Source organism: Nocardia cyriacigeorgica (assembly GCF_029868385.1).
Lineage (GTDB): Bacteria > Actinomycetota > Actinomycetes > Mycobacteriales > Mycobacteriaceae > Nocardia > Nocardia cyriacigeorgica_F.
The window spans coordinates 58577-81918 of sequence record NZ_JARWNX010000027.1 but is presented as its reverse complement, the minus strand read 5'-3'; the positions used below and the strand labels follow the sequence as shown (position 1 = coordinate 81918).

At 68.2% G+C, this 23342-nt stretch carries 22 protein-coding genes; 6 read left to right on the top strand and 16 right to left on the bottom strand.

The features are described 5' to 3' along the window. Nucleotides 1-44 precede the first annotated feature (44 nt). The 11 genes from QH168_RS05730 to ftsH form a co-directional block, all read right to left on the bottom strand. Complete coding sequence (locus tag QH168_RS05730; protein ID WP_280233388.1) at nt 45-839, bottom strand: type III pantothenate kinase; 795 nt, start codon at nt 837-839, stop codon at nt 45-47. 24 nt (nt 840-863) lie between these two features. Continuing rightward, on the bottom strand, nt 864-1283 hold the full coding sequence (gene panD, locus QH168_RS05725; protein WP_280233387.1) for an aspartate 1-decarboxylase: 420 nt from the start codon (nt 1281-1283) through the stop codon (nt 864-866). Nucleotides 1284-1296: 13 nt separating this feature from the next. Continuing rightward, the gene (gene panC / locus QH168_RS05720) at nt 1297-2226 is read right to left on the bottom strand and encodes a pantoate--beta-alanine ligase (protein ID WP_280233386.1); all 930 of its coding nucleotides are present in this window, start codon (nt 2224-2226) and stop codon (nt 1297-1299) included. Next, complete coding sequence (locus tag QH168_RS05715; protein WP_432421040.1) at nt 2223-3170, bottom strand: Rossmann-like and DUF2520 domain-containing protein; 948 nt, start codon at nt 3168-3170, stop codon at nt 2223-2225. Before QH168_RS05715 ends, panC begins: the two co-directional genes overlap by 4 nt. Before the next feature lie 116 nt (nt 3171-3286). Beyond that, nucleotides 3287-4585 carry a DUF6779 domain-containing protein gene (locus QH168_RS05710; protein WP_280233384.1) on the bottom strand — a complete coding sequence of 433 codons (1299 nt, stop codon included), beginning with the start codon at nt 4583-4585 and terminating at the stop codon, nt 3287-3289. Nucleotides 4586-4655: 70 nt separating this feature from the next. Then, complete coding sequence (locus QH168_RS05705) at nt 4656-5126, bottom strand: DUF3180 domain-containing protein (protein ID WP_280233424.1); 471 nt, start codon at nt 5124-5126, stop codon at nt 4656-4658. After that, entirely contained in the window at nt 5123-5674 is a 552-nt protein-coding gene (folK, locus tag QH168_RS05700) for a 2-amino-4-hydroxy-6-hydroxymethyldihydropteridine diphosphokinase (protein WP_280233383.1), read from the bottom strand. Before folK ends, QH168_RS05705 begins: the two co-directional genes overlap by 4 nt. After that, nucleotides 5671-6084 (bottom strand): dihydroneopterin aldolase, encoded by a 414-nt coding sequence (folB, locus tag QH168_RS05695; protein WP_280233382.1) that lies wholly within the window; start codon nt 6082-6084, stop codon nt 5671-5673. Before folB ends, folK begins: the two co-directional genes overlap by 4 nt. Further along, nucleotides 6081-6902, bottom strand: coding sequence for a dihydropteroate synthase (gene folP / locus QH168_RS05690; protein WP_280233380.1), 822 nt, complete (start codon nt 6900-6902; stop codon nt 6081-6083). Before folP ends, folB begins: the two co-directional genes overlap by 4 nt. Nucleotides 6903-6955: 53 nt before the next feature. After that, nucleotides 6956-7600, bottom strand: a complete 645-nt coding sequence (gene folE, locus QH168_RS05685) for a GTP cyclohydrolase I FolE (protein WP_432421041.1) — start codon at nt 7598-7600, stop codon at nt 6956-6958. 111 nt (nt 7601-7711) lie between these two features. Next, nucleotides 7712-10090, bottom strand: coding sequence for an ATP-dependent zinc metalloprotease FtsH (gene ftsH, locus QH168_RS05680; protein WP_280233379.1), 2379 nt, complete (start codon nt 10088-10090; stop codon nt 7712-7714). Between the two features lie 358 nt (nt 10091-10448). Between ftsH and QH168_RS05675 the strand changes: the two genes are divergently transcribed. Further along, entirely contained in the window at nt 10449-11408 is a 960-nt protein-coding gene (locus tag QH168_RS05675; protein WP_280233378.1) for a hypothetical protein, read from the top strand. Nucleotides 11409-11451: 43 nt separating this feature from the next. Here the strand turns inward: QH168_RS05675 and QH168_RS05670 are convergent, their stop codons facing one another. Next, entirely contained in the window at nt 11452-12267 is an 816-nt protein-coding gene (locus QH168_RS05670) for a DUF1266 domain-containing protein (protein ID WP_280233377.1), read from the bottom strand. Between the two features lie 120 nt (nt 12268-12387). Between QH168_RS05670 and QH168_RS05665 the strand changes: the two genes are divergently transcribed. After that, on the top strand, nt 12388-12648 hold the full coding sequence (locus QH168_RS05665) for a DUF2277 domain-containing protein (protein WP_280233376.1): 261 nt from the start codon (nt 12388-12390) through the stop codon (nt 12646-12648). An 86-nt stretch (nt 12649-12734) separates the two neighbouring features. Here the strand turns inward: QH168_RS05665 and QH168_RS05660 are convergent, their stop codons facing one another. After that, complete coding sequence (locus QH168_RS05660) at nt 12735-14063, bottom strand: PucR family transcriptional regulator (RefSeq protein WP_280233374.1); 1329 nt, start codon at nt 14061-14063, stop codon at nt 12735-12737. A 179-nt stretch (nt 14064-14242) separates the two neighbouring features. Between QH168_RS05660 and QH168_RS05655 the strand changes: the two genes are divergently transcribed. From QH168_RS05655 to QH168_RS05645, 3 genes are all read left to right on the top strand, one after another. Continuing rightward, entirely contained in the window at nt 14243-15850 is a 1608-nt protein-coding gene (locus tag QH168_RS05655; RefSeq protein WP_280233373.1) for an aldehyde dehydrogenase family protein, read from the top strand. Further along, complete coding sequence (locus tag QH168_RS05650) at nt 15851-16684, top strand: SDR family oxidoreductase (protein WP_280233372.1); 834 nt, start codon at nt 15851-15853, stop codon at nt 16682-16684. Nucleotides 16685-17105: 421 nt separating this feature from the next. After that, nucleotides 17106-17990, top strand: a complete 885-nt coding sequence (locus tag QH168_RS05645; RefSeq protein WP_280233371.1) for a LysR family transcriptional regulator — start codon at nt 17106-17108, stop codon at nt 17988-17990. 7 nt (nt 17991-17997) lie between these two features. Here the strand turns inward: QH168_RS05645 and QH168_RS05640 are convergent, their stop codons facing one another. Next, nucleotides 17998-19404, bottom strand: a complete 1407-nt coding sequence (locus tag QH168_RS05640) for an amidase (RefSeq protein ID WP_280233370.1) — start codon at nt 19402-19404, stop codon at nt 17998-18000. A 227-nt stretch (nt 19405-19631) separates the two neighbouring features. Between QH168_RS05640 and QH168_RS05635 the strand changes: the two genes are divergently transcribed. Further along, on the top strand, nt 19632-21668 hold the full coding sequence (locus QH168_RS05635) for a serine/threonine-protein kinase (protein ID WP_280233369.1): 2037 nt from the start codon (nt 19632-19634) through the stop codon (nt 21666-21668). Between the two features lie 13 nt (nt 21669-21681). Here QH168_RS05635 and hpt read toward each other — a convergent pair whose 3' ends face one another. Next, nucleotides 21682-22242, bottom strand: coding sequence for a hypoxanthine phosphoribosyltransferase (gene hpt, locus QH168_RS05630; RefSeq protein WP_280233368.1), 561 nt, complete (start codon nt 22240-22242; stop codon nt 21682-21684). 85 nt (nt 22243-22327) lie between these two features. Further along, nucleotides 22328-23320: a tRNA lysidine(34) synthetase TilS gene (gene tilS, locus QH168_RS05625; RefSeq protein WP_280233421.1), complete on the bottom strand. Its 993-nt coding sequence runs from the start codon at nt 23318-23320 to the stop codon at nt 22328-22330. Nucleotides 23321-23342: the final 22 nt, after the last annotated feature.

The window sequence follows — 23342 nt, the reverse complement described above, 5'->3', positions numbered from 1 at the left end:
ACCGGCCGGATGACCTGCGCCACAGCCCGCGACCGTCGCGATGATCATGCGCGGCGGTTGCGCTGATTGCGTTCGTAGACCAGCCGGAGACCGGTCAGCGTCAGCCGCGGTTCGTGATGTTCGATGGTCTCCGATTCCGGCACGATGAGCGGTGCCCCCGCACCGGTGGCCACGATCGCGACATCGTCACCGGCGAAGGCATCGAGATCGTCGCGGATACGGTCGACCAGACCATCGACCAGGCCCGCGAAACCGAAGACCGCGCCGGACTGGATGCATTCCACGGTGTTCTTGCCGACCACCGACCGTGGGCGCGCCAGCTCCACCCGACGCAGCGCGGCACGTTCGATGAGGGCCTCGGTGGAGATCTCCACTCCAGGCGCGAGTACGCCGCCGAGGAACTCGCCCTTGGCCGAGACCAGGTCCACACAGGTCGATACGCCGAAATCGATGACGATGGCCGCGGTGCCGAATTTGTCGTAGGCGGCGAGGCTGTTCACGATCCGATCCGCGCCGACCTCTTTCGGATTGTCGACCAGTAGCGGGATTCCGGTGCGCACACCGGGTTCCACCACCACATGCGGTACGTGATTCCAGTACCGTTCCAACATCAACCGCAGCTCGCGCAGCACCGGCGGCACCGTCGACAGCGCGGCCACACCGACCACCTCGTCCAGATGGGCGCCGACCAGCCCGCGCACCTGCATGGCGAATTCATCGGCGGTGAGCAGCGGATTGGTATGAATTCGCCAGTGCCGCGCCAGTTTCGCGTGGGCGCCGCTGCCGGAGAACAATCCGAGTTCGATGCTGGTGGTGCGGACGTCGATCGTCAGCAGCATGGCAGGATCCGTCCCCCGCGGCCGTCAGACGAACGACAGGTCGCGTGGGGTGAGCAGCCCCGAACCCTCGGGGGCGTGCGCCGGATCAGAGCCTAGTTCCACCGGGCGATTGCGATCGTCGACGAAGACGACCTTCGGCGCGTACTCCTTCAGCTCCTGCTCGTCCATCATCGCGTAGGCGATCAGGATGACCAGATCACCCGGATGCACGAGATGGGCGGCGGCGCCGTTGATCCCGATGACACCCGAACCGCGCTCACCGGCGATCACATAGGTCTCGAGGCGGGCGCCGTTGTCGATGTCGACGATGCAGACCTGCTCGCCTTCGAGCAGATCGGCGGCATCGAGCAGATCCTGGTCCACCGTCACCGAGCCGACGTAGTGCAGATCGGCGTGGGTCACCGTGGCACGGTGGATCTTCGACTTCATCATGGTGCGCAACATCGTCGTCGCCTTCCTATACCGATACCTGGGCGGGCGGAGTACTTGGATTGGGGTGGCCGTCGATCGTGGCGCCGAGGGTGACCGGCATATTGTCGATCAGCCGGGTGGCGCCGACCTCGGCCGCGATCAGCAACCGGGCGTTGCCGGAGGCCGGGGCGAGGTCGAGGTTCGACGAACGCAGTTCGAGGTAGTCGAGATCGAGTCCGGAGGCGGCGTCGAGGACAGCCCGTGCGGCGTGCAATACGCCCTCGGCGCCGAGTCCACCGGCGCGGGCACCTGCCAACAGCGCGGCCGACAGGGCCGTGGCGGCCTCGCGCTGCTGCGGATCGAGGTAGCGGTTGCGCGAGGACAAGGCAAGACCGTCGGCCTCGCGCACGGTGGGCACGGCGACGATGGGGATGTCGAAATTCAGATCCCGCACCATCTGGCGGATCAGGGTGAGCTGCTGATAGTCCTTCTCCCCGAAGAACGCCTCGCTGGGCCGGGTGATCTGGAGCAGTTTGGCGACCACGGTCAACATGCCCGCGAAATGCGTGGGACGGGTCGCGCCCTCGAGTTCGGCGCCGAGCGGGCCCGGATGCACGGTGGTGCGCGGGCCTTCGGGGTACATATCGGCCGCACTCGGCGCGAAGACCAGATCCACGCCCTCCGCGCGCAGCAATTCCACATCGGCGTCGAGGGTGCGCGGGTACTTGTCGAGGTCCTCGCCCGCACCGAACTGCAACGGGTTGACGAAGATCGAAACGATCACCACGGTATTGGTCCGCTTGGCGCGGCGCACCAACTCCAGATGGCCCTCGTGCAGTGCGCCCATCGTCGGCACCAAGCCGACCGTGCGGCCGACGCCGCGCAGCGCCTTGGCCACCGCGGCGACCACCGACGGGTCATGGTGCACGGTCAGCTCACCCGGTTTGTAGGCGCCGCGCAATTTCGGATCCATCATCGACGCTCCTCCAGCAGATCGATCAGGGTGGCATCGGAATCGACCCGCTCGGCGGTGCGCAGCGACAGTGCCCGGTAGCTCGCGGCCAGGCGGGGGTCGAGTTCGTCGAGGGCGCGCAGATGGGCGGCGACCGCGTCGACGTCACCCCTGGCGACCGGGCCGGTGAGCGCGGACTGGCCGCGGCGCAGCGCATTGTCGAGGGCGGCCGAGGCCAGCGGTGCCAGCAGTCGCTCGGCCAGCCCGCCGGGCTGATCGTCGACGGCCTGCTGACCGAGCAGCCCCGGACCGTCCAACGCGGCGCGCAGGGCGGCGACCGCATCGACGATCACCGTGACCAGATGATTGCTGCCGTGCGCGAGCGCGGCGTGATAGAGCGTGCGGTGCTCCTCGGCCACCCGCACCGGCTCCCCACCCATCTCGATGACCAGCGACTGTGCGATGGCATAGCCGATCTCGTCGGCGGCGGTGATACCGAAACAGGAATTGGCCAGCCGGGCCAGATCCTCGTCGTGCCCGGTGAAGGTCATGGCGGGATGAATGGCCAGCGGGCGGGCGCCGAGTTCGGTGAGCGGGGCGAGTACGGCGACGCCGTTCGCGCCGGAGGTGTGCGCGACGATGGTGCCCGGCCGCACCACACCGGCCGAGGCGAGGCCGCGGACCAGTCCGGCCAATTCGGCGTCGGGCACAGCGAGGATCAGCAGCTCACTGCTGGAGGCGACCTCTTCGACCGGCAGAATCCTGGACTCGGGCAGGCGGGTGCGGGCCCGATGCACCGACGCGTCGGAGATCGCGGCGACGCCGAACACCACATGTCCGGCGCGTTCCAATGCGACCCCGAAGGCCGAACCGACGCGTCCCGCCGAGACGATTCCCACCGTCAGTCGTGCGGGCGCGGGATCGGGTCCCGACGCGGCATTGCCAGAAGTCACGCTTGGCGAGGTCAACAGTGTCCTCTCGGATGTCGTTCCAGTCCCGCTCCGCGGGTACCAGACGTTACGTCACGAGGATATGGGCATCACACGCCATGCGCCATGGCCCCGGCCCGTGATCTACGCCGCAGTCAGTGCGATCCGTTGCGCTGTTCGGATTGCAGGTTCGCCATGATCTCGGCCACCGACAGCCGTTTGGACGATGATTCACCCGACTCCGATTCGGCCCGCCGGCGGCGGCGTGAACTGGCCGAACCGAACGTGGGGCCGGGCTGCGTCGGGCGGGCGGGCGGGGTGGGATCGGGTTTGGAGGCGGTGTTCGCAGACGCCACCTGCTCGGGCACGGACGGCACCGATTCGGGCGCGGACGCCACCGATCCTGATGTGGACGCCGCGGACTCAGGCGCAGGCACCACCGATCCTGACGTGGACACCGCGGACTCAGGCGCGGACCCCACCGACTCGGACGCAGACACCACCGATCCTGGAGTGGACGCCACCGATTCCGGCGCGGACCCCACCGACTCAGGCGCAGACACCACCGACTCGGACGCTCCGGAAGCCGGTGGGCCGACGATTTCCGAGGCGAGTCGATTACCGGACTCGCCCGGCCGGATGGGCGCGAGCGGCCCGACCAGCGGAGACCGGTCCGCTTCCGTCGAATCAGCGCGAGGCCAGGACGAGGCGGCTGGCTCGTCCTCGGGGTCGGCCGGGGTTTCGGCGAACGCGTCGGCCCAGCCGGTGGGCACGGTGGACGACTCCGTGGCGTCGGTCTCATCGCGGTCGAGGGTGATGATCGAGGTCTCCGCCGTGACCGGGTCGTCGTAGGGGCTGGCGAAGATCGGGGGCTGCGGATGATCGGTGTCATAGACCGGGGTCACCGCGTCGCGCGGCTGCTGTGGCCCGACCCAACCGCTGGCATTCGCCGAGTTAATGTTCGCCGAACCGGCCGGTCGGCCGGTGAGTTCCTGGACGCGGGTGGCGTCGGCCCGCAGCGCCGGACGATCCATCGGCAGCTCACCGTCGAAGAGCCGCTGCAAGCTCTCCCGCAGCACCGTCAGCTCCGCCCGCAGCGCGGCCATCTCGGCGGCATCGGCGCCGACTTCATGGCGGACCCTGGCCTCGACGCCGAGTTCGTATTCGCGGCGGGCCGAGATCTCGCGGTCGAGCTGTAGTTCGTAGACCGTTTGCAGATCGCGGACCTTGGCCTTGTCGATCGTCGATTCCTTGCGGTACTTCGTCGCGGCCAGCGCGCCGAGTACGGCCGCCCAGAGCGCGGCCACCAATCCGATCCGAATAAATTGCAGACTATCGCTGAAAATCAGGAAAATACTGGCAACCAAGCCGAGCAGAATAAGCGCGCCGATGAACAGTTTTCCCGCATAGTCCCACCGTCGGGGGGAGCTGCTGGTACGGGAGGGTGAAACCATGCCCGCCAGGGTAGCTTGGATGGCAGCGGCGGCCCAGGTTCCGGGGTGGTGATTCACCCAACCATGTTAGCTATGTGGTAGCTGGATCATCGGAAGGATCGTCGGGTGCGCGGCAGCAATATTCGAGCCACAGTGCCGCCGCGACCAACGCCACCGCGGCCCCGAGCCCGATCGACGCGCCCGGCACATCGGCAGCGGCCGCCCGCAGATCACCACGCTGCGGGAACACCCAGATGAGGAATCCGAGCCAGACCCCGGCCGCCAGCGAACCCACCTGTGCCGAAGCCTTGGCCAAGGCCACGGCCCGCGCCGCGGTGATCGGATGCAGCTGATGCGGTCCGTCACCGATGCGATGCTCATTGACCCTGGCGCGGATGATGAAACCCAGCGCCACCTCGATTGCCGCCACCGGATACAGCGATGCCCCCGCGAAACTGGAGATTGGCGGGAAACTGCCGTAGGCGATGCGGGTGGCGACCCAGGCCACCACCGCCGCGATCACGACATTCGCGGTCAGGTCGAGGACGCGCGTCGGTTTCAGCTGCTGCACCGGCCCGCTCCCCCGACCGCCAAGGTCAACGTGGTCCGGTGCACGCCGTCACGTTCGTCGGCATCCAACTCCGCCACCAGTTCCCGTACGCGGCGCACGTGTCCGTCGACCTCGAGTTCCGCCGCTGGGTCGACATCCAGCCACGGCACCAGCACGAAGGCCCGCCGATGCGCCTGCGGATGCGGCAGGGTCAGCTCCGGATCGACGCTGCGACAGGCCACCGGCCCCGTTGGCCCGTCCTCGGCACACCACACCACGTCGACATCCAATGTCCGCGCGCCCCAGCGCACTTCGCGCACCCGGTCGGCCGCCCGCTCCAGTTCCTGGCCCCTGCGCAACCAGTCGGCGCATTCGAAGTCCGGATCTTCCACCACGACAACGGCATTGAGGTAATCGTCCTGTTCGACCCCACCCCACGGTGCGGTCGAATAGACCGGCGACACCGCGACCACGCGCGACCCGAAACCGTCGATCACACTGCGCAGATAGCCGAGACGATCACCCAGATTGGATCCGATGGACAGGACCGCGCGGCTCATCGGGCCGCCCGTTCGCGCTGGCGGGAGGTGACCACGCGCACGTCGGCGAAAGTATGCGGAATCGGCGCGGACGGCTTGTGCACGACGACCTCCACCGCATCGATCCGCGAGTCGACCGCCATCACCGCATCGGCGATCTCACCGACCACCGTCTCGATCAGATCGCGCGGCGGCCCGGCGACGATGCCGACCGCGAGTTCGGCGAGCGCACCGTAATCGACGGTGGCGGCGAGATCGTCGGAGGCCGCGGCGGCGGTGAAATCGAGCCATACCGTCAGATCGACCAGGAACTCCTGGCCGTCGCGCTTCTCATGATCGAACACACCGTGATACCCGAAGACACGCAGTCCGCGCAGTTCGATCCGATCGGAGGCACGCCGCGACGGCGCGAGCCCTGCCACCTCGTTCAACGCACCACCCCTGCCGAATCCGCCGCGCGCTGCCAGGCATCGGTCACCGCGACGGCGTCCAAGGAGGCGCGGACATCATGCACCCGCACGCCCCAGGCGCCGTGCAACGCGGCCAGCGCCGAAATGGTCGCGGTCGCGGTCTCGCGGCCGTCGGGCGGGCGCGGACCGGCGTCATCGGCCAGCAGTGTGCCGAGGAAACGTTTACGGGAGGCGCCGATCAGTACCGGGAAACCGTCGGCGACGAACTGCGGCAGCGCACCGAGCAGCGCCCAATTGTGTTCGGCGTTCTTGGCGAAGCCGAGGCCGGGATCCAGGATCAGCCGCGCCGGATCGACACCGGCGGCAATGGCGTGGCGCACCTGCGTGTCCAGCTCCGCACGCACCTCGGCGACCACATCGTCGTAATGGTCGGCCGGGCCGGTGTGCCGGTAATCGGCCCCGGCGCGCCAATGCATGAGGATCCACGGGATATCGGCGCCCGCGACGACCTCGGCCATATCGGCGTCGGCGCGGCCGCCGGAGACATCGTTGACCACGCACACCCCGGCCGCGATGGCAGCTTCGGCGACCCGTGCGCGCATGGTGTCGACGCTCACCGGCACACCCGCGGCGACCAGCCCGCGGATCACCGGGACCACCCGTGCCGTCTCGGTCTCGGCGTCCACCCGTACCGCACCTGGCCTGGTCGATTCACCGCCGACGTCGATGATGTCGGCGCCCGCCTCGAACAGCTCGAGCCCGTGCCGGATGGCCAGCTCGGGATCGAGGTAGCGGCCGCCGTCGGAGAACGAATCGGCCGTGACGTTCACGACTCCCATCACCACGCACGATCGACCCGCGCGCGGCGTCACCCCCGGCCGCGGTGTGTGGCTCACTTGCGCAGGATCAGATCGAGCGCCTCGGCGCGCGAGGCGGCGTTGGTCTGGAGCAGGCCGCGCACGGCCGAGGTGGTGGTGCTCGCACCCGGTTTGCGGATACCGCGCATGGCCATGCACAGATGTTCGGCCTCCACCACGACGATCGCGCCGCGCGGATCCAGTTTGCGCATGACCGCGTCGGCGATCTGACTGGTCAGCCGCTCCTGCACCTGCGGGCGCTTGGCGTAGAGGTCGACGAGCCTGGCCAGTTTGGACAGACCCGTCACCCGGCCGTGTGTACCGGGGATGTAGCCGACATGGGCGACACCGTGGAACGACACCAGATGGTGTTCGCAGGTGGAGTACAGCGGAATATCGCGCACCAGCACCAGTTCCTGGTGTTCCTCATCGAAGGTGGTGTTGAGCACCGCATCGGGTTCGAGATAGAGCCCGGCGAACATCTCGCGGTAGGCGCGCGCCACCCTGGCCGGAGTATCACGCAGACCCTGCCGGTCCGGGTCCTCGCCGACGGCGATCAACAGTTCCCGGATCGCGGCCTCGGCCCGCGGCTGATCGAACCGCGCACCGGTGTGCAGTGCGATGAGCTCCGGCTCGTTCGCCTCCGAACCGGAGCCTTCCCGAACAGGTCGACCGGGCACGGTGGGGACTTGGCCGTTGCTGTGATCGTTGGCCGACAATCGAGGACACCTCCAAATCTCAGGGCGCGGGCAGATCGCCCGGCCCCGAGGATCGAGCGTAATCGGCGCTGGTCAACCCCTGCCGTTCGGTCCTTCCCAGTCCCGATTCGCGTTCTCGGGATTGGAGTTGTCGGGGTAGCCGCCACGATCGTCGTAACCACCGCGGTCGTCGTAACCGCGCTCGGGCTGATAGCCGTGCCGCGGCCTGCCCTCGGCCGGATCGGGCCAGCCACCGAAACCGCGCTCGCCCGAGGGCTCCTGCGGTTCCTCACGCGGCGGCCAGCCGGGCGCCGACCAGCCCGCGGGCGCACCGTAATCGGGGCGGGAGCCGTGCGTGGCGCCCGGACGCTGGTATCCCGGCTGCGGTGGCATCGGATATCCACCCGGCTGCTGAGCCGGACGGCCGGGCTGCGCCGGATAGCCACCAGCGGGCGGGTAACCGTTGGCCGGTGCCGGTTCCCTGGCCGCCGTCGCCGCGGCGGGCAGCGACGGTGCGACCGGCTCCGGCGGCCACGGCTCACCGCGCTCGGCGGCCAACTCGCCCGGGGTCTTCACCGGCGGCTTGTCGGAGGGCACCCGATCACCGAAGTCGTTGAACGCGGTGATCCGCGGACGCTTGACCACCGCGGCGAGGATCTGTTCCAGATCCTTGCGGTGCAGGGTCTCGCGTTCGAGCAGCGCGGTGGCCAGATCGTCGAGGACGTCACGGTAGTCGTTGAGGATGGACCACGCCTCGGTGTGCGCGGCCTCGATCAGGTTGCGCACCTCCTCATCGATGGCGCCCGCGACCTCGTGCGAATAGTCCGAGGCCTGCCCCATCGACCGGCCGAGGAACGGATCGCCGGCCTCCTGGCCGTAGCGCACCGCGCCCAGGCGCGCGCTCATGCCGTATTCGGTGACCATCGCGCGGGCGATCTTGGTGGCCTGATCGATATCGGAGGACGCGCCGGTGGTGGGCTCGTGGAACACCAGCTCCTCGGCCGCGCGGCCGCCCATGGCCATCACCAGGCGGGCGATCATCTCCGAGCGGGTCATCAGGCCCTTGTCGTCCTCGGGCACCGTCATCGCGTGGCCGCCGGTGCGGCCGCGGGCGAGGATGGTGACCTTGTAGACGGGCTCGATATCGGGCATCGCCCAGGCCGCGAGCGTATGGCCGCCCTCGTGGTAGGCGGTGATCTTCTTCTCGTGCTCGCTGATGATGCGGCTCTTGCGGCGCGGACCGCCGATGACCCGGTCCACCGACTCCTCGAGCGATTCGCCGGTGATCATCGAGCCGTTCTCGCGTGCGGTCAGCAGCGCGGCCTCATTGATGACATTGGCCAGATCGGCGCCGGACATGCCGACGGTGCGCTTGGCCAGACCGTCCAGATCGGCCTCCGGCGCGATCGGCTTACCCTGCGAATGCACCCGCAGGATGGCGCGACGACCGGCGAGATCGGGATTGCTGACCGGGATCTGCCGGTCGAACCGGCCGGGACGCAGCAGCGCCGGATCGAGGATGTCGGGGCGGTTGGTGGCGGCGATCAGGATGATGCCGGTGCGATCGCCGAAACCGTCCATCTCCACCAGCAGCTGGTTGAGGGTCTGTTCGCGTTCGTCGTGGCCACCGCCGAGGCCCGCGCCACGCTGACGGCCGACCGCGTCGATCTCGTCGACGAAGATGATGCACGGGCTGTTCTGCTTGGCCTGCTCGAACAGATCGCGCACGCGGGAGGCGCCGACGCCGACGAACATTTCGACGAAATCCGAGCCGGAGATGGTGAAGAACGGCACACCGGCCTCGCCAGCGACCGCGCGCGCCAGCAGCGTCTTACCGGTACCGGGCGGACCGTAGAGCAGCACGCCCTTGGGGATCTTGGCGCCGAGCGCCTGATAGCGCACCGGGTTCTGGAGGAAGTCCTTGATCTCGTACAGCTCTTCGACGGCCTCATCGGCGCCGGCCACATCGGCGAAGGTGGTCTTGGGCATGTCCTTGGACAGCTGCTTGGCCTTCGATTTACCGAAGCCCATCATGCCGCCGCGGCCACCGCCCTGCATCCGGGACATCACGAAGATGAACAGGCCGAGCAGGATGATCATCGGCAGCACGAACAGCAGGATCTGGGTGAGCCAGCTGTCCTGTTTGACCACCGTGTTGTACGGGGCGCCGGACTTCTGCACCTCGTCGAAGATCTGCGCGGCGGTCTGGCTGCCGCCCGGATACTTGGCGATGATCTTGGACTCGCCGCCGGTGGCGTCGTTGCCGTTGTTCAGCTCGATCCGCAGCTGCTGCTCGCGGTCATCGATCTGAACGTTCTTGACATTGCCCTGGTCTTGGAGCTGGCTCAACGCCACCGAGGTGTCGACGTTCTTCCAGCCGCGCGTGTCGTTGCCGAAATAGCTGAACAGATAGATCACGAGCAGAATGCCCGAGACTATCGCCAGGGTGCGAAACACAGTCTTGCGGTTCATAGAGCGTCGGCCGGGCGGCCAGTCCTTTCCGGTGTCTCCGGTTCTTGCCTAGCGATGCGTTCGGATGCGGACATGCCACGTTACCGCGTACGGTCTACCCGATACATCGCGCAGTTCGGCCGGTCATGAGAGTTCAACAGGTAAACGGCCGGAGAACGCCCGTGGTTCCCGATCTCTCCGGCCTGGTTTGTGCCGAGTGGTCACAATCATGGCATGTTCGGCCTATCGTGAGCGACGGCACAGTGCAGTGCCCGCGAGCACCGGCCGCCGGCGGCGCGTCAGGAACGACCGCAGGCACCCGGCTTGCGTACCAGGTAGGGCCCGAGAGCAAACCCCAACCACATAGAGCGCAGGGGGTATGGACATAGTCGAGCTACGGACACCCACAGCGATAGTGCGTCACGGCCGAGGGCGGCTGATCGTCCTACGACCCGGCACCGACAGCGAGCACACCGACGGCGAACGAGTGCTCGACGTCCCGGTGACCGACCTGTTGAAGGTCCGCCTGAACCGGCGCGCCGACGACGCGGTCGTGATCGAGATCTACCTCCGATATCCCACCCCCGTCCTCACCGGGGTGCCCGCCGACCGAACCCCGCTCCCGGTGCTGATCGCCGAGCACGATGTGCCCGCCGCGGTCGAGATCGTCGACCGGATCAACGATCAGATCCTGGACTTCCAGCGTGTCGATGTCGCGGCGCCGGATCTGACCCCGCCCGCACCGACCTGGAATTCCGGCGTACCCATCCGCGCCGATGTGGAGCGCGCGGTGCGCCGGATGGCGCCGCGCAAGGAAGCCAAATCCGCGATCAGTGCACTGCACCGGCTCGCCGCACCCGATGAATACGTACTGGAGACGGCGCTGGCCGTCGCCCATCCGCCCGCCGGGCACGGCCAGGGACTGTTGGCCGCCACCACCGGACGGCTGCTATTCATCTCCATCGGCAGCGGCGAACGCTATGCCCACGAACTGGCGATACCGGCCATCATGTGGGCGCGCAGCACCGATGGCCCGGCGAGCGCGCCCGGCGAGATCGGCACCGCGCGCACCGATACCGGCATGGATGTGCACGACGGTAATCAGACGTTGCATTTCACCGGGCTCGATCGCGCCGATATCCAGCGCGTCACCTGTGCGGTGAACTTCGCGATCCGGCTCGAATCCGCCGACGGCGCGGCGGGGCCCGCCGATCCGGGCACCTCGCAGCTGTACGCGGAGTGGGAGTTGCTGGTGGAGCGGCATTCGCTCGGCATGGTCGACGATACGCAGTTCCAGCGCTACGGCCGCGGGATCCTGCGTTCCCTGCCCGGGGTGTAGCCGAGCTCTGGCGGCGGGCTCCCGCGGTGCGGGGGCCCGCCGTTCAGTTCAGGCCGATGCGCCGCCACGGGCTCGTCGGGCGGGTCCACAGGCGCAGCAGTTCCATTCTGCGATCGACGCCGCCGTCCTTCAGTTCGGCGAGATCCTCGGTGGCCTGCCAGTAGGTCCAGCCGGTCAGATAGGCGTCGCCGAATTGGCGCCAATTGCGGTAGCGCCTGCGGGCAAGCGGCAGCGCACGCGCGAGATAACTCCACGCGATATCGGCTTCCAGATATCCGGCGGTGAATGCCATCCGCGCCACCGCGACCACCCGAGCCAGATCCCAGGCGTAGATATCGCCGGGCAGCGGCCGGGACAGATGGTCGGTGAAACCGATCTTGATCGCCTGGGACCAGATGTCGTAGTCGCGGACCAGCGCTTCGGGATTCTCCATCCCGCGGAACGAGCCGACCTGACGCAGGAACGCCCGATGCCGGTCGGCGCGCTCACCGAAACGGTCGCGCTCGCTGGCATTGATCGACGCCGTGACCAGCGGATGCACCAGTGCGTACAGCGGGGCGTGCATACCGTCGAGCAACTGTTCCATCGAGGCGCGCGCCTCGGTGCCATCGGTGATGCCCCACGCGCCGGTGAGGGTATCGATGGCCAATTCACGGCGATCGCCGAGCGGATGCTCACGTTCGGGGCCGAGCAACAATTCGTCGTGGAATGCGTCCCAGCGGGCCGAATAGAACGCACCGAGGGCCAGCGCGCGCAATTGATCGTCGGAGATCTGCGCACCGGACCAGTGGTCGTCCTCGCGCTGATCGAGATCCTTGTACGGGAATGTTGTCAACGTGGGTAGGGCGCGGGCAGGCATAGGGCGAGTGTAGGTGGCCCGGCCCGCGTGGTGGCCTGTTCGCCGACCGCGTTCGAAGGTTTTTCACATCTTCGTTTTCTTGGCCTGCCGACCGGGGTACCGGAGGGCTAATGTGCATTCATGTGTAGAAACATCACCGTCTTGCGTGGCCTCGAGCCTGCCGCTACCGAGCAGGAAATCTATGCCGCCGCATTGCAATACGTGCGCAAGGTCGGTGGCTTGACCGGCCTGAGCTCCACCACCAAACCCGCCGTCGACAAGGCCGTCGCCGCAATCGCCGCCGCGACCACCCAGCTGTTGGCGGAACTGCCCGATCGCCGGGTGCCGCCGAGCACCGAACCGCCACTGCGCCGGATCGCCGCCCGCGAAGCACCGGCCTAGCGCCCGCCGCGCGCAGGATCGGCCGACACCGCCGGAGTGTCCGGCGCGTGGCACGCACCTGGCCGCAGCACACGGGTCGCGCCGGGTCAGCTGGTCTCGGGCAGCACCCCGACGCCGTAGGCGGCGACGCAGGCGAGCGCGGTGTGCAATGGCAGCGCACGCTCGTCGATCGGATGACCGAGCAGTTCCTCGATCCGCTGGATGCGGTAGCGGACCGTGTTCTTGTGCACGCCCAGTAGTTTCGCCGCGGCCTCCGGGCTGCGCTGACAATGCAGATACGCGCGCAGGGTCTCGCGTAGCCGGGCCGCGTTCGGATCGCGGCGGGCCAACCCGCGCAACTCACGCGCGATGAGCGCCCGCATGGCGGTCTCATCGACACCGGCGAGATAGGCGATCTCCACCTCGCGATAGGCCGTCACCCGCGGCGCGTCCACCGGCCCGCGTTCGGCGACCTGACGCGCCGCCATCGCTTCGGCATGGCTGCGCCGGAAGCCCGCCACCCGATCCCCCGGTATGCCGAAGGCGATCCGCACCGGCGCCTCGATCGACCGGCTGGTCCGATCCACGTCCACCGCGCCCTGCTGCGCGTCGAGTCCGATCCACGCCCACATGCTGCTGGCCCCCGACGCGACGGTGAGCACGCGGCTGCTGCCGATCTCGGCGGCCAGCCGGGCGGTCACCCGGTCGAGCAGTCCACTCATCTCGCCGTCGCCGCCCGAGTCCGCCGGTTCGTCGGCCCAGAGCACCACGCCGAGATGCTGCTGGTTCAGCCGGTAGCCGAGCCTGGTCGAGGCCTGTTCGATATCGATGTCGTCACCGGCGAGCACGGCCCGCACGGTTTCGGTGCGGCGGTTGAGCGCGGCGCGCAGCACCCGTTCGCGCTCCTCCATATAGGTCTCGGTGAGGGTTTCCACCGACGCGCCGACCCACTGGGTGGCCCGTTCGAACATGCGCAGCAGCACCGCGCGTTCGATCGGGTAGGGCGTCGGGCGCTGATCGAGGGCGTCGGTGAAGAAGTCGAGTACCGCCGCGAGCCCCACGTTGTAGGTGCGCAGCAGCAGCCTGAGTTCGAAGCCGCGGCGGGCAATGGTCCTGGCGAAGGCGTGCGCCTGCTCGGGCAGCACCGGATCGATCGTGTCGCTGGTGAGGCCGCTGAGTACGACTCGTGCGTGGGCGCGGGTGCTCGCGGCGAGATCGCGGCGCATATCCCGGTCGGCGAGTTCGGGAATGCGCGCGACGATCGCGGAATCGAGACGGTCCACGACCTGGTCGAGGTTTTCGGCCCGCATCATCTCGTAGACGAATTCGGCCAGCCAGTACCGGACCGGCTCGTTCATGGCGGCCGATTCGCCTTCGGCACGTGCAGCGGCGGACTCGAGCAGACCGGGTCGCGTGTCGGGTACTGGATTCGTCATCGATCACCTCGCGGTCGGTCTGATCCACCGAATTTGTATCGAAAGTCCAAACCGGGCCGCACCCGTTGACATATCGAGCCAAGAATGTCGTCGGCGATTGTGCCACGATCATAGTTCAGTGAGCTGCTTCACAGCGAGCCGACGGAATCCGAGGCCACGACGTAGTGGGAGAACAGACAGTGACCGACACCGAACCAGCCCGCACGACGAAACGAACGACAACGCGTAAGAAGACCACCGAGGCACCCGCCGTGATCGAGGTGCGCAATCCGGCCACCGGCGAGATCGTCGGCACGGTGCCGGAGGTCTCGGCCGAGGATGTGGCGGCCAAGGTCCGCGAACTGCGGCTGTACCAGCAGGAGTGGGAGGCCATCGGTCCCGATGGCCGTAAGGAATGGTTGCTGAAGCTCCAGGACTGGCTGATCGACAACACCGAACAGCTGGCCGACGTCTTGCAGTCCGAGACGGGTAAGCCGAGGGTCGACGCGCTGATCGACCCGGCCTTCTCGGTCGATCTGACCGGCTATTACGCCCGTCGCGCGGCGAAGTTCCTCGCCGATGAGAACCCGTCACCGCACAGCCCGCTGGCCCGGGTGAAGAAACTGTCGATCGCCTTCAAGCCGTATCCGGTGGTCGGTGTGATCACGCCGTGGAATTTCCCGCTGGCCATGCCGGTGGTCGATGTGATCCCGGCGCTGGCCGCGGGCGCCGCGGTGCTGCTCAAGCCGTCGGAGGTGACGCCGCTGTCGGCGCTGGAGCTGGCCCGCGGCTGGGCCGAGATCGGCGCGCCGCCGGTATTCGCGGTGGTGACCGGTGCGGGCGCGACCGGCGCCGCGGTCGTGGACAACGCCGATTACATCCAGTTCACCGGCTCGACCCCCACCGGACGCAAGATCGCCGCCGCCTGTGTGGAGCGGATGATCCCCTACAGCCTCGAACTCGGTGGTAAGGATCCGGCGATCGTGCTGGCCGACGCCGATATCGATCGAGCCGCACACGGCATCGCCTTCGGCGGCATGTTCAATGCCGGGCAGGTGTGCATCTCGGTGGAGCGGGTCTATGTGGAGGCGCCGGTCTACGACGAGTTCGTCGCCAAGCTGACCGCCGATGTCGCGGCGCTGCGACAGGGACTCGACGATCGCACCCCGAACCACGATGTGGGCGCGCTGGCCAATGAGAACCAGGTGCGGATCGTGCAGCGCCACGTGGACGAGGCCGTCGCGGCCGGGGCCACGGTGACCACCGGCGGTAAGCGCACCGGCGTCGGCACCTTCTTCGAGCCGACCGTGCTGATCGACGTCGACCACTCCATGTCCTGTATCGCCGAGGAGACCTTCGGCCCGACCCTGCCGGTGATGAAGGTCGCCGATGAGGCCGAGGCGATCCGGTTGGCCAACGATTCCAGTTTCGGCCTGTCGGCGTCGGTCTGGACCGGCGACAAGGATCGCGGCGAGCGGGTCGCCCGGCAACTGTCGGCGGGCGCGGTGAACATCAACGACGTCTTCAGCAATATGTTCAGCTTCGCGCTGCCGATGGGCGGCTGGGGCAACTCCGGGGTCGGCGCCCGGTGGGGCGGCCCGAACGGGGTGCGCAAATACTGCCGGGCACAGGCGATCACGAAACCGATCCTGCCCACGCAGGAAAAAGAACTGATCTGGTTCCCGTACGAGCTGCCCAAGATCCTGTTCGCGCTCGGCGCGATGCGGGCGGCGGGTGCGCGCGGGCTGCGCAGGCTCGATGTGCCCGCGCTGCTGCGGCTCAAGGGCGATACGAAGGGTGCGAAGTAAATGGCAGACGCGACGAAGATTCGCGGCAAGGTCGTCGTCATCACCGGCGGCGCACGCGGGATCGGCTTGGCCACCGCGACGGCGTTGCAGACGCTCGGGGCGAAGATCGCCATCGGCGATATCGACGAGACGACGGTCAAGGAGTCGGGCTCCCACCGCGATTTCGAGGTGTACGGACGCCTCGACGTCACCGATCCGTCCTCGTTCGAGGCCTTTCTCGACGAGGTCGAACGCACCATCGGGCCGATCGATGTGCTGATCAACAACGCGGGCATCATGCCGACCGGCAAGCTGGCCGACGAACCCGATCAGGTGACCCGCCGCATCCTCGATATCAATGTCTACGGCGTCATCCTCGGGTCGAAGCTGGCGCTGGCGCGGATGCTGCCCCGACGCAGCGGGCATGTCATCAATATCGCGTCGCTGGCCGGTGAGACCCATATCCCCGGTCTGGCGACCTATAACGCCAGCAAGCATGCGGTGCTCGGGTTCACCGATACGCTGCGCGAGGAGTACCGGGGTTCGGGTGTCAGCTTCTCGTCGATCCTGCCGACGCTGACCAAGACCGAACTCGGTTCCGGCGTCAGCACCCCGAAGATCCTGCGTCCGGCCGAGCCGGAGGAGATCGCCGACGCCATCGTGGATGTGATCGCCGCGCCGAAGTCCAAGGTCCGGGTGACGGCGGTGGCCGGTGCGATCGCGCAGGTGGTCAATCTGCTGCCGGAATCGTGGGCCGATGGACTGGCACGGGCACTCGGCTCGTCCGATGCCTTCCTCGGCGATGTGGATACCGATCAGCGCAAGGCGTACGAGGAGCGCGCCAGGAACGCCTGATTGTGGCGCGGACTACGCGGCGCCGTGATCGCCCCTCGGGGCGGTCGCGGCGCCGTATCGCGTCCGCAGTTGTGACGGATTACGACGTCCCACAAACCTGATAGTGATGAAAATCACTCATCATCGGGATCCGTCCCGACGCGCACCCGGACACCCGCCCTTCCGTCGTAAATCTGAAACACTCGTGCACGCCAGACCTGCCATTCACCTGACACATCACCACTGGTCACCACACCCGTGGACGCCATCGCCCTCGGCCCGGATCGCACACACCGAAGATTCGCCGAGTCCGATGATGCACATCACCATGGAAACCCATATGCTGTGACTAACAAACCTGATGACCGTTTTGGGCCGAGATTCCAAACTTTCCGGTTTGATTGGGCTAGAAATCCGGCACCAATTCTGATAGCAATAGGCTATGGACCCGCATTTGCGCGACCTGCGGTATTTCGTCGCTGTCGCTGAGGAACTGCACTTCACCAACGCCGCCCAGCGGCTGCACATCGCACAACCCACGCTGTCACGCCAGATCCGGCAGCTGGAGCGCCAGCTCGACGTGGTCCTGTTCGATCGCAACCAACGCAGCGTCGCACTCACCGTCGCGGGCAAGGAACTGCTCGAGGGCGCCCGCAAGATCCTGGAACTGTGGGAGCTCACCAACTCCTCGCTCCAGGAAGCGGGCGAGGTGCTGCGCGTCGGCATCCAGTCCACGCTCGGTCGCGGACTGCTCAACGATCTGGAGAGCGCGAGCGGCCACCGGCTCGCCCTGCACTCCGCGTCATGGACCGACCCGTCCAGCGGTCTGGCGGGCCGCCAGGCCGATCTGGCGCTGGTCTGGCTACCGCTACCCGACCCGAACCGGTACCGGTGGGAGGTGCTACGCACCGAGGACCGCTGGGTGCTACTACCGGAGAACCACCGGCTGGCCACACAGGACACCATCGACTTCGCCGATCTGATCGACGAACCGTTCGTCGCACTGCCGCCCGAAGCGGGCGCAGTGCGCGAGTTCTGGCTCGGCAACGACGGCCGCGGCGGTCGTCAGCCCAAGATCGGTGCCGAAGCCGCCACCCCCGAGGACAAGCTGGAAGCGGTGAGCCTCGGGCTCGGCGTCTGCCTGCTCGCCGAGAACAACGTCCCGATGTACCGCTGGCCCGGCCTCACCGCCCGCCCCGTCACCGGGCTCGCGCCCTGTGAACTCGCGGTGGCCTGGCGCGCCGACGACAATCGGCCGACCATTCTCGAATTCGCCGGTCGCGCCGCCGACGGCGGGTTCGCCAGCAAACCCGCCGTCGCGGTCTGATCCCGGACTAACCCGGCCCGGACGGCCGTTGCGCGGCCGTCCGCGGCCACGGGTGCTGCGCCTCGAGCTGGGCAGCCAACCGCAGTAGCGTCGATTCGCTGCCCGGTGGACCGGCCAGCTGGGCCGCCACCGGTGTACCGGACTCCGGGTGCAGGCCCATGGGCACCGATATGGCGGGCCAGCCCACCAGATTCCACAGCGGCGTGAACGGTGAATAGCGTGGGCTGTTGATGAAGTTCGTCAACCAACCCTTGGCATGCCAGGCCTTCGCCGCCGGCGGCGGCAGGGCGAGCGCGGGCGTGATCACCACATCGTGATCGTCGAAGAACTCGACCAATCTGGCCTCCACCCGCTCGACCTGCGCGGGCCGCACCATATTGAGCTTCACCAGCAGTCTGCCCAGTGCGAGATGGCGGCGGGTGCGCCGCTGTAGCCGCTCGGGGTACGGCAGCTCATCGGCCTCGGGGAGCGCCAGCATCGGCCAGCGCAGCATCACCGCGGTCACCGCGTCGCCGTAGGGCAGTTTCGTCGTCTCGACCGTATGACCCGCGGTCGCGGCGGCCGCACCCGCGGTACGCGCGGCCGCGGTCCAATGCCGGTCGACCTTGATCAGCGGACTCGGCGCGCCGACGGCGAGCGCGACCCGCAGCGGGGCGGGCGGGTCGACCTCGGCCAGCTCCGGCCGACCCGCGAGCACCGAGAGGGTGAGCGCGGCGTCGGCGACAGTCGTTGCCAGCACACCGTTTTCGGTCATCCCGCCCCAGGAGTCCGGTCCGACCTCGGCGGGCACCACCCCGCGACCGGGTTTGACCCCCACGACGCCACAGCAGGCCGCCGGAATGCGGACCGAACCGAGCCCGTCGTTGCCGTGCGCGACCGGAACCAGTCCGGCCGCGACCGCCGCCGCCGCACCGCCGGAGGATCCACCGCAGGTGCGCTCGGGGTTCCACGGATTGCGGGTGGTCCCGTCCGGTCCGTCGGTCATACCCCACAGGCTCAGCTCCGGCACGGTGGTCAACCCGACCACCACCGCACCGGCCTCCCGCAGCCGCCGCACCACCGGATGATCGGTTGTCGCCGGGGTGGGATCGGTGGCGGCCGAACCATCGAGCACGGTTTCGCCCGCCACCGCGACATTGTGTTTGATCGCCACCGGAACACCGGCCAGCGCCAGCCCGTCCAGGTCGACGCGCTGTTCCAGTTCCGCCGCCTCCGCGCGTGCCCGCTCCGCGCGCACCACGTCGAACGCGTAGACCTCGGGATTGCCCTCGGTGATCCGGGCCAGTGCCGCCTCCACCTCGGCGGTCGGCGTCGTCACGCCCTCGCGTACCCGGGCCGCGGTCGTCGCGACCGGTCCCGGTGGAGTGGTCGGGTCATTGCCCGCGTTCGTATCCGCAGGCTCATGTGCCCCCATCGATGCCCTCCTACCGTGCCTGCCCGCCCTCGGGTCCGGCCCGCGTTCAACCAGCTCATGGCCCGACGCCACGTTGGGCCAAACCGGGTGAGACACCCTGTCGGTGGACGTATCATTCCGATTACCGGTCGCCGTCGAAGGCGTCGGGTGTGGCGGAGTTTATCGGCAACCCCGTCGGCCGACCAGTGCATGTTTCGCGGCATCCACCCAGCAACCCCCTTGGGACCATGAGCGCCGAACCGGAGACCACCCCAGAAACCGACCCCGCGGCGAATTCCGTTGCGGGAGCGGACTCGCCGCACCCCGAGGACGCCGAGACCACCCGGGCCGACGACGCCACCCGCACCTCCACCGCGGCCTTCGATCCGACCACCCGGCTCGACCCCGGCGCCGAGAGCGGGCCGGGCACCGACGCGGCGCTCGACCGGATCGAGGTCGGCACGAGCATCGGCGATTTCGACCTGCTCACCGGGCTGGGCAGCGGCGCCTTCGCCCGAGTGTTCCTGGCCAGACAACGTTCACTACAACGCCTGGTGGCGGTGAAGGTGTCCGCCGATCACGGCACCGAACCGCAGACGCTTGCCCAACTCGACCACGACTACATCGTGCGGGTATTCGATCAGCAACTGCTCGAATCCGATCGTGCCCGCGGCTCGCGGCGGCTGCGATTCCTGTACATGCAGTTCCTACCGGGCGGCACCCTGCTCGGCGCGCTGCGCTGGGTCCGCGCGACCCCGCCCGCCGAACGCGACGGCAGACTGCTGCTCGACGCGGTGGACACCGCGATGGAGGAGAAGGGCGAGATCCGGCCGACCGATTCCAGCGTGCGCGCCGAGATCGCCCTGCTGAGCTGGCCGGAGACCGTGGCCTGGCTCGGCCGGCGGCTGGCCGAGGCGCTCGATTACGCCGCCGCGCACGGTGTGCTGCACCGTGACGTCAAACCGGCGAATGTGCTGCTCACCGCGGAGGGGGTGCCCAAGCTCGCCGATTTCAACATCAGCTTCAGCCGCAATGTGGAAGGCACCAGCCCGGTGTCGTACTTCGGTGGCTCGCTGACCTATATGTCACCCGAACAGCTGGAGGCCTGCCATCCCGGGCGGCAGCGCGAGGCGGGCGATCTCGACACCCGCGCCGATATCTACTCCCTCGGCGTTCTGCTGTGGGAGCTGCTGACCGGCGCGAAACCGTTCGACGACACCACAGCGGGTGCGGGCGACCAGGGTGACGACACCACCCTCGAGGCGATGCTGGAACGCCGGAGCACCGGCGTCGACGAGGCGGCGCTGGAACGGCTGCCACCGGACTGCCCGGCCGCACTGCGCCGGGTCCTGCTGACCTGCCTCGACCCCGACCGGGACCGACGCTGGCCCGATGGCGCTGTGCTGGCCAGACAGTTCGACACCTGCCTCGACCCGCGGGCACGCGAACTCGTCGATCCGGCGCCGGACAGCTGGCGGCTGCGGCTGCGGCCGTGGATGGTGCCGGTGCTGTTGTTCGCGCTCGGCGTGCCCAACGCGCTGGCCTCGCTCTACAACATCGAACACAATCATCAGCTCATCGTCAGCAGGCTGTCGGAGGAGGCGCAGCGAAATTTCGTGGTGATCACCGGGATCGTCAATTCGGTACTGTTCCCGGTCGGCATCGCGGTCGTGCTGTACCTGTCGCGGCATGTCCTCCGGGTGACCCGTGGGCTGCGCCACGGCAAACGCTATGACCCCGACACCCTGCGCCGCGCCAGACGGGACACGCTGCGGCTCGGCGACAACGCGGTGATCGTCGCGTTCTCGCTGTGGGTGGTGGCCGCGTTCACCTTCCCGATCGCGCTGCGGCTGACCACCGACGATCTGCCCGCGCGCGGGGTGATGCATTTCCTGGCCTCGCAGGCGGTGTGTGGTGCGATCGCGGTCGCCTACCCGTTCTTCCTGGCGACCTTCTACATGGTGCGCTGCGTATATCCGATATTCCTTCGCCACGGTGATGTCGGCGCGGAGGACGCGGTATGGCTGCGCGAACTGGACCGGCGCTGCAACGGCTACCTCGCGGTGGCGGCATCGGTGCCACTGCTGGCGGTGGCCGGAGTGACGTTCCTGCCACCCACCGATATCGCCGAGGTGATCGTCGCCGTCCGGGTGCTGTGCGTGGGCGGCATCATCGCCTTCGTCGGCACATACGTGCTGTTCCGCGCGCTCGAAGCCGATCTACGCGCATTGGAGCGGGTGGTATCGCCCGGTGATCCGGTCACCCAGCGAGCCGCGACCGCCTAGCCCGGCGGGCAGGTCAGGCTCCGCCGCCGTATACCTTCGGATGCAGGGTGCCGATATAGGGCAGGTCGCGGTAGCGCTCGGCGTAGTCGAGGCCGTAACCGACGACGAATTCGTTCGGGATGTCGAAGCCCACGTGCGAGACCTCCACCTGGGTGCGTAGCGCGTCGGGCTTGCGGAGCAGGGTCACCACCTCGAGCGAGGCCGGATTGCGGGTGGACAGGTTGCGCATCAGCCAGGACAGGGTGAGACCGGAGTCGATGATGTCCTCGACGATCAGCACATTGCGGCCCGCGATGTCCTTGTCCAGGTCCTTCATGATGCGCACGACGCCCGACGACGAGGTGGACGAACCGTAGGAGGACACGGCCATGAATTCCAGCTGGGTGGGAATCGGCAGTGCCTTGGCCAGATCGGTCATGAAGAAGATCGCGCCCTTGAGCACGCCGATCAGCAGCAGATCACCCTCGGGGGCGTCGGGCGGATAGCGCTTGGCGATCAGTTCGGCCAGTTCCCTGGTCTTATCGGCAATTTCTTCTTCGGTGATCAGCACCGAGGCGATGTCGTCCCCGTACACGTGCGCTGGTTCCCTTCCCTGCGTTGATCCGCGGTGCTCCTGCGGGCCCGTCCGTGGTCACGCCGCGCCGTCGCCTCGGGGCCCGTCACTCGCGCTCGCCCGGGCGAACCCGATCGGTATGCGCGAGTGTCAGCCTGCCATGTTCACGCACGGCTTCCAACCTCGTCCCCGGTTCGCCGCCGCCGACCGCGACCCCACCCTGCCCACGCCATGCGGTGACCAGCTGGTCGACCGCCTGTAAATGTTTGCCGGTCAGCGCTTTCGCACCTCCGTCGAGTAGCCAGGCCCGGATGGCGCGCCGGCGTAGCGCGGCGGGGGCAGTGGCGAGCGTCTCGCACGACAGCGTCACGCCATGAGTGCGGGCGGGCCCGGTATCACCGGGAATGCGGGCGGGCACGGTATCACCGGTCGACGGTTGGCTGGCCACACGCATCAGGTCGTGTGCCAGTTCGTCGAGCACCGTGTTGTCCTCACGCAGCTGCTGGGCCGTGCGACCGAGCGCCTCGGCCACTCCCCCACCGAGCACCTCCTCGAGCAGCGGAAGGACCTGCGCACGCAGCCGGACCCTGGTGAACTCGGGTGACTCGTTGTGCGGATCCTCGTGCGGGGTGAGTCCGAGATCGACGCAGAACTGCCTGGTGACGGCGCGTCGCACACCGAGCAGCGGGCGACCCCACGGTGGGGCGAACGCCGCCATGCCCTGGATGGAGCGCGAGCCCGAGCCGCGGGCCAGTCCGAGCAGCACGGTCTCGGCTTGATCGTCGAGGGTGTGCCCGAGCAGTACCGGCAGGCCGCTGCGGGCGGCGTCCAGCGCCGTATAACGCGCCGTTCTGGCCGCGGCCTCCATCCCGCCCGTTCGGCCCACTTCGACCGGCAGTACGTGCGCCGATCGGCAACCCAGCTTCAGTGCCGTCGCCGCCGCCGTAGCGGCCACCGCCGCCGAATCCGGTTGTAGGCCGTGATCCACGATCAGTGCGTCGACCGCCTCGGACTCGGCCACCGCGGCGGCGGTCAAGGCCAGCGAGTCGGCTCCCCCGGACAGCGCCACGGCCACTTCGGAACTGCCGTCCCGGCGCATCAGCCAGCGGCGGACGGCGTGG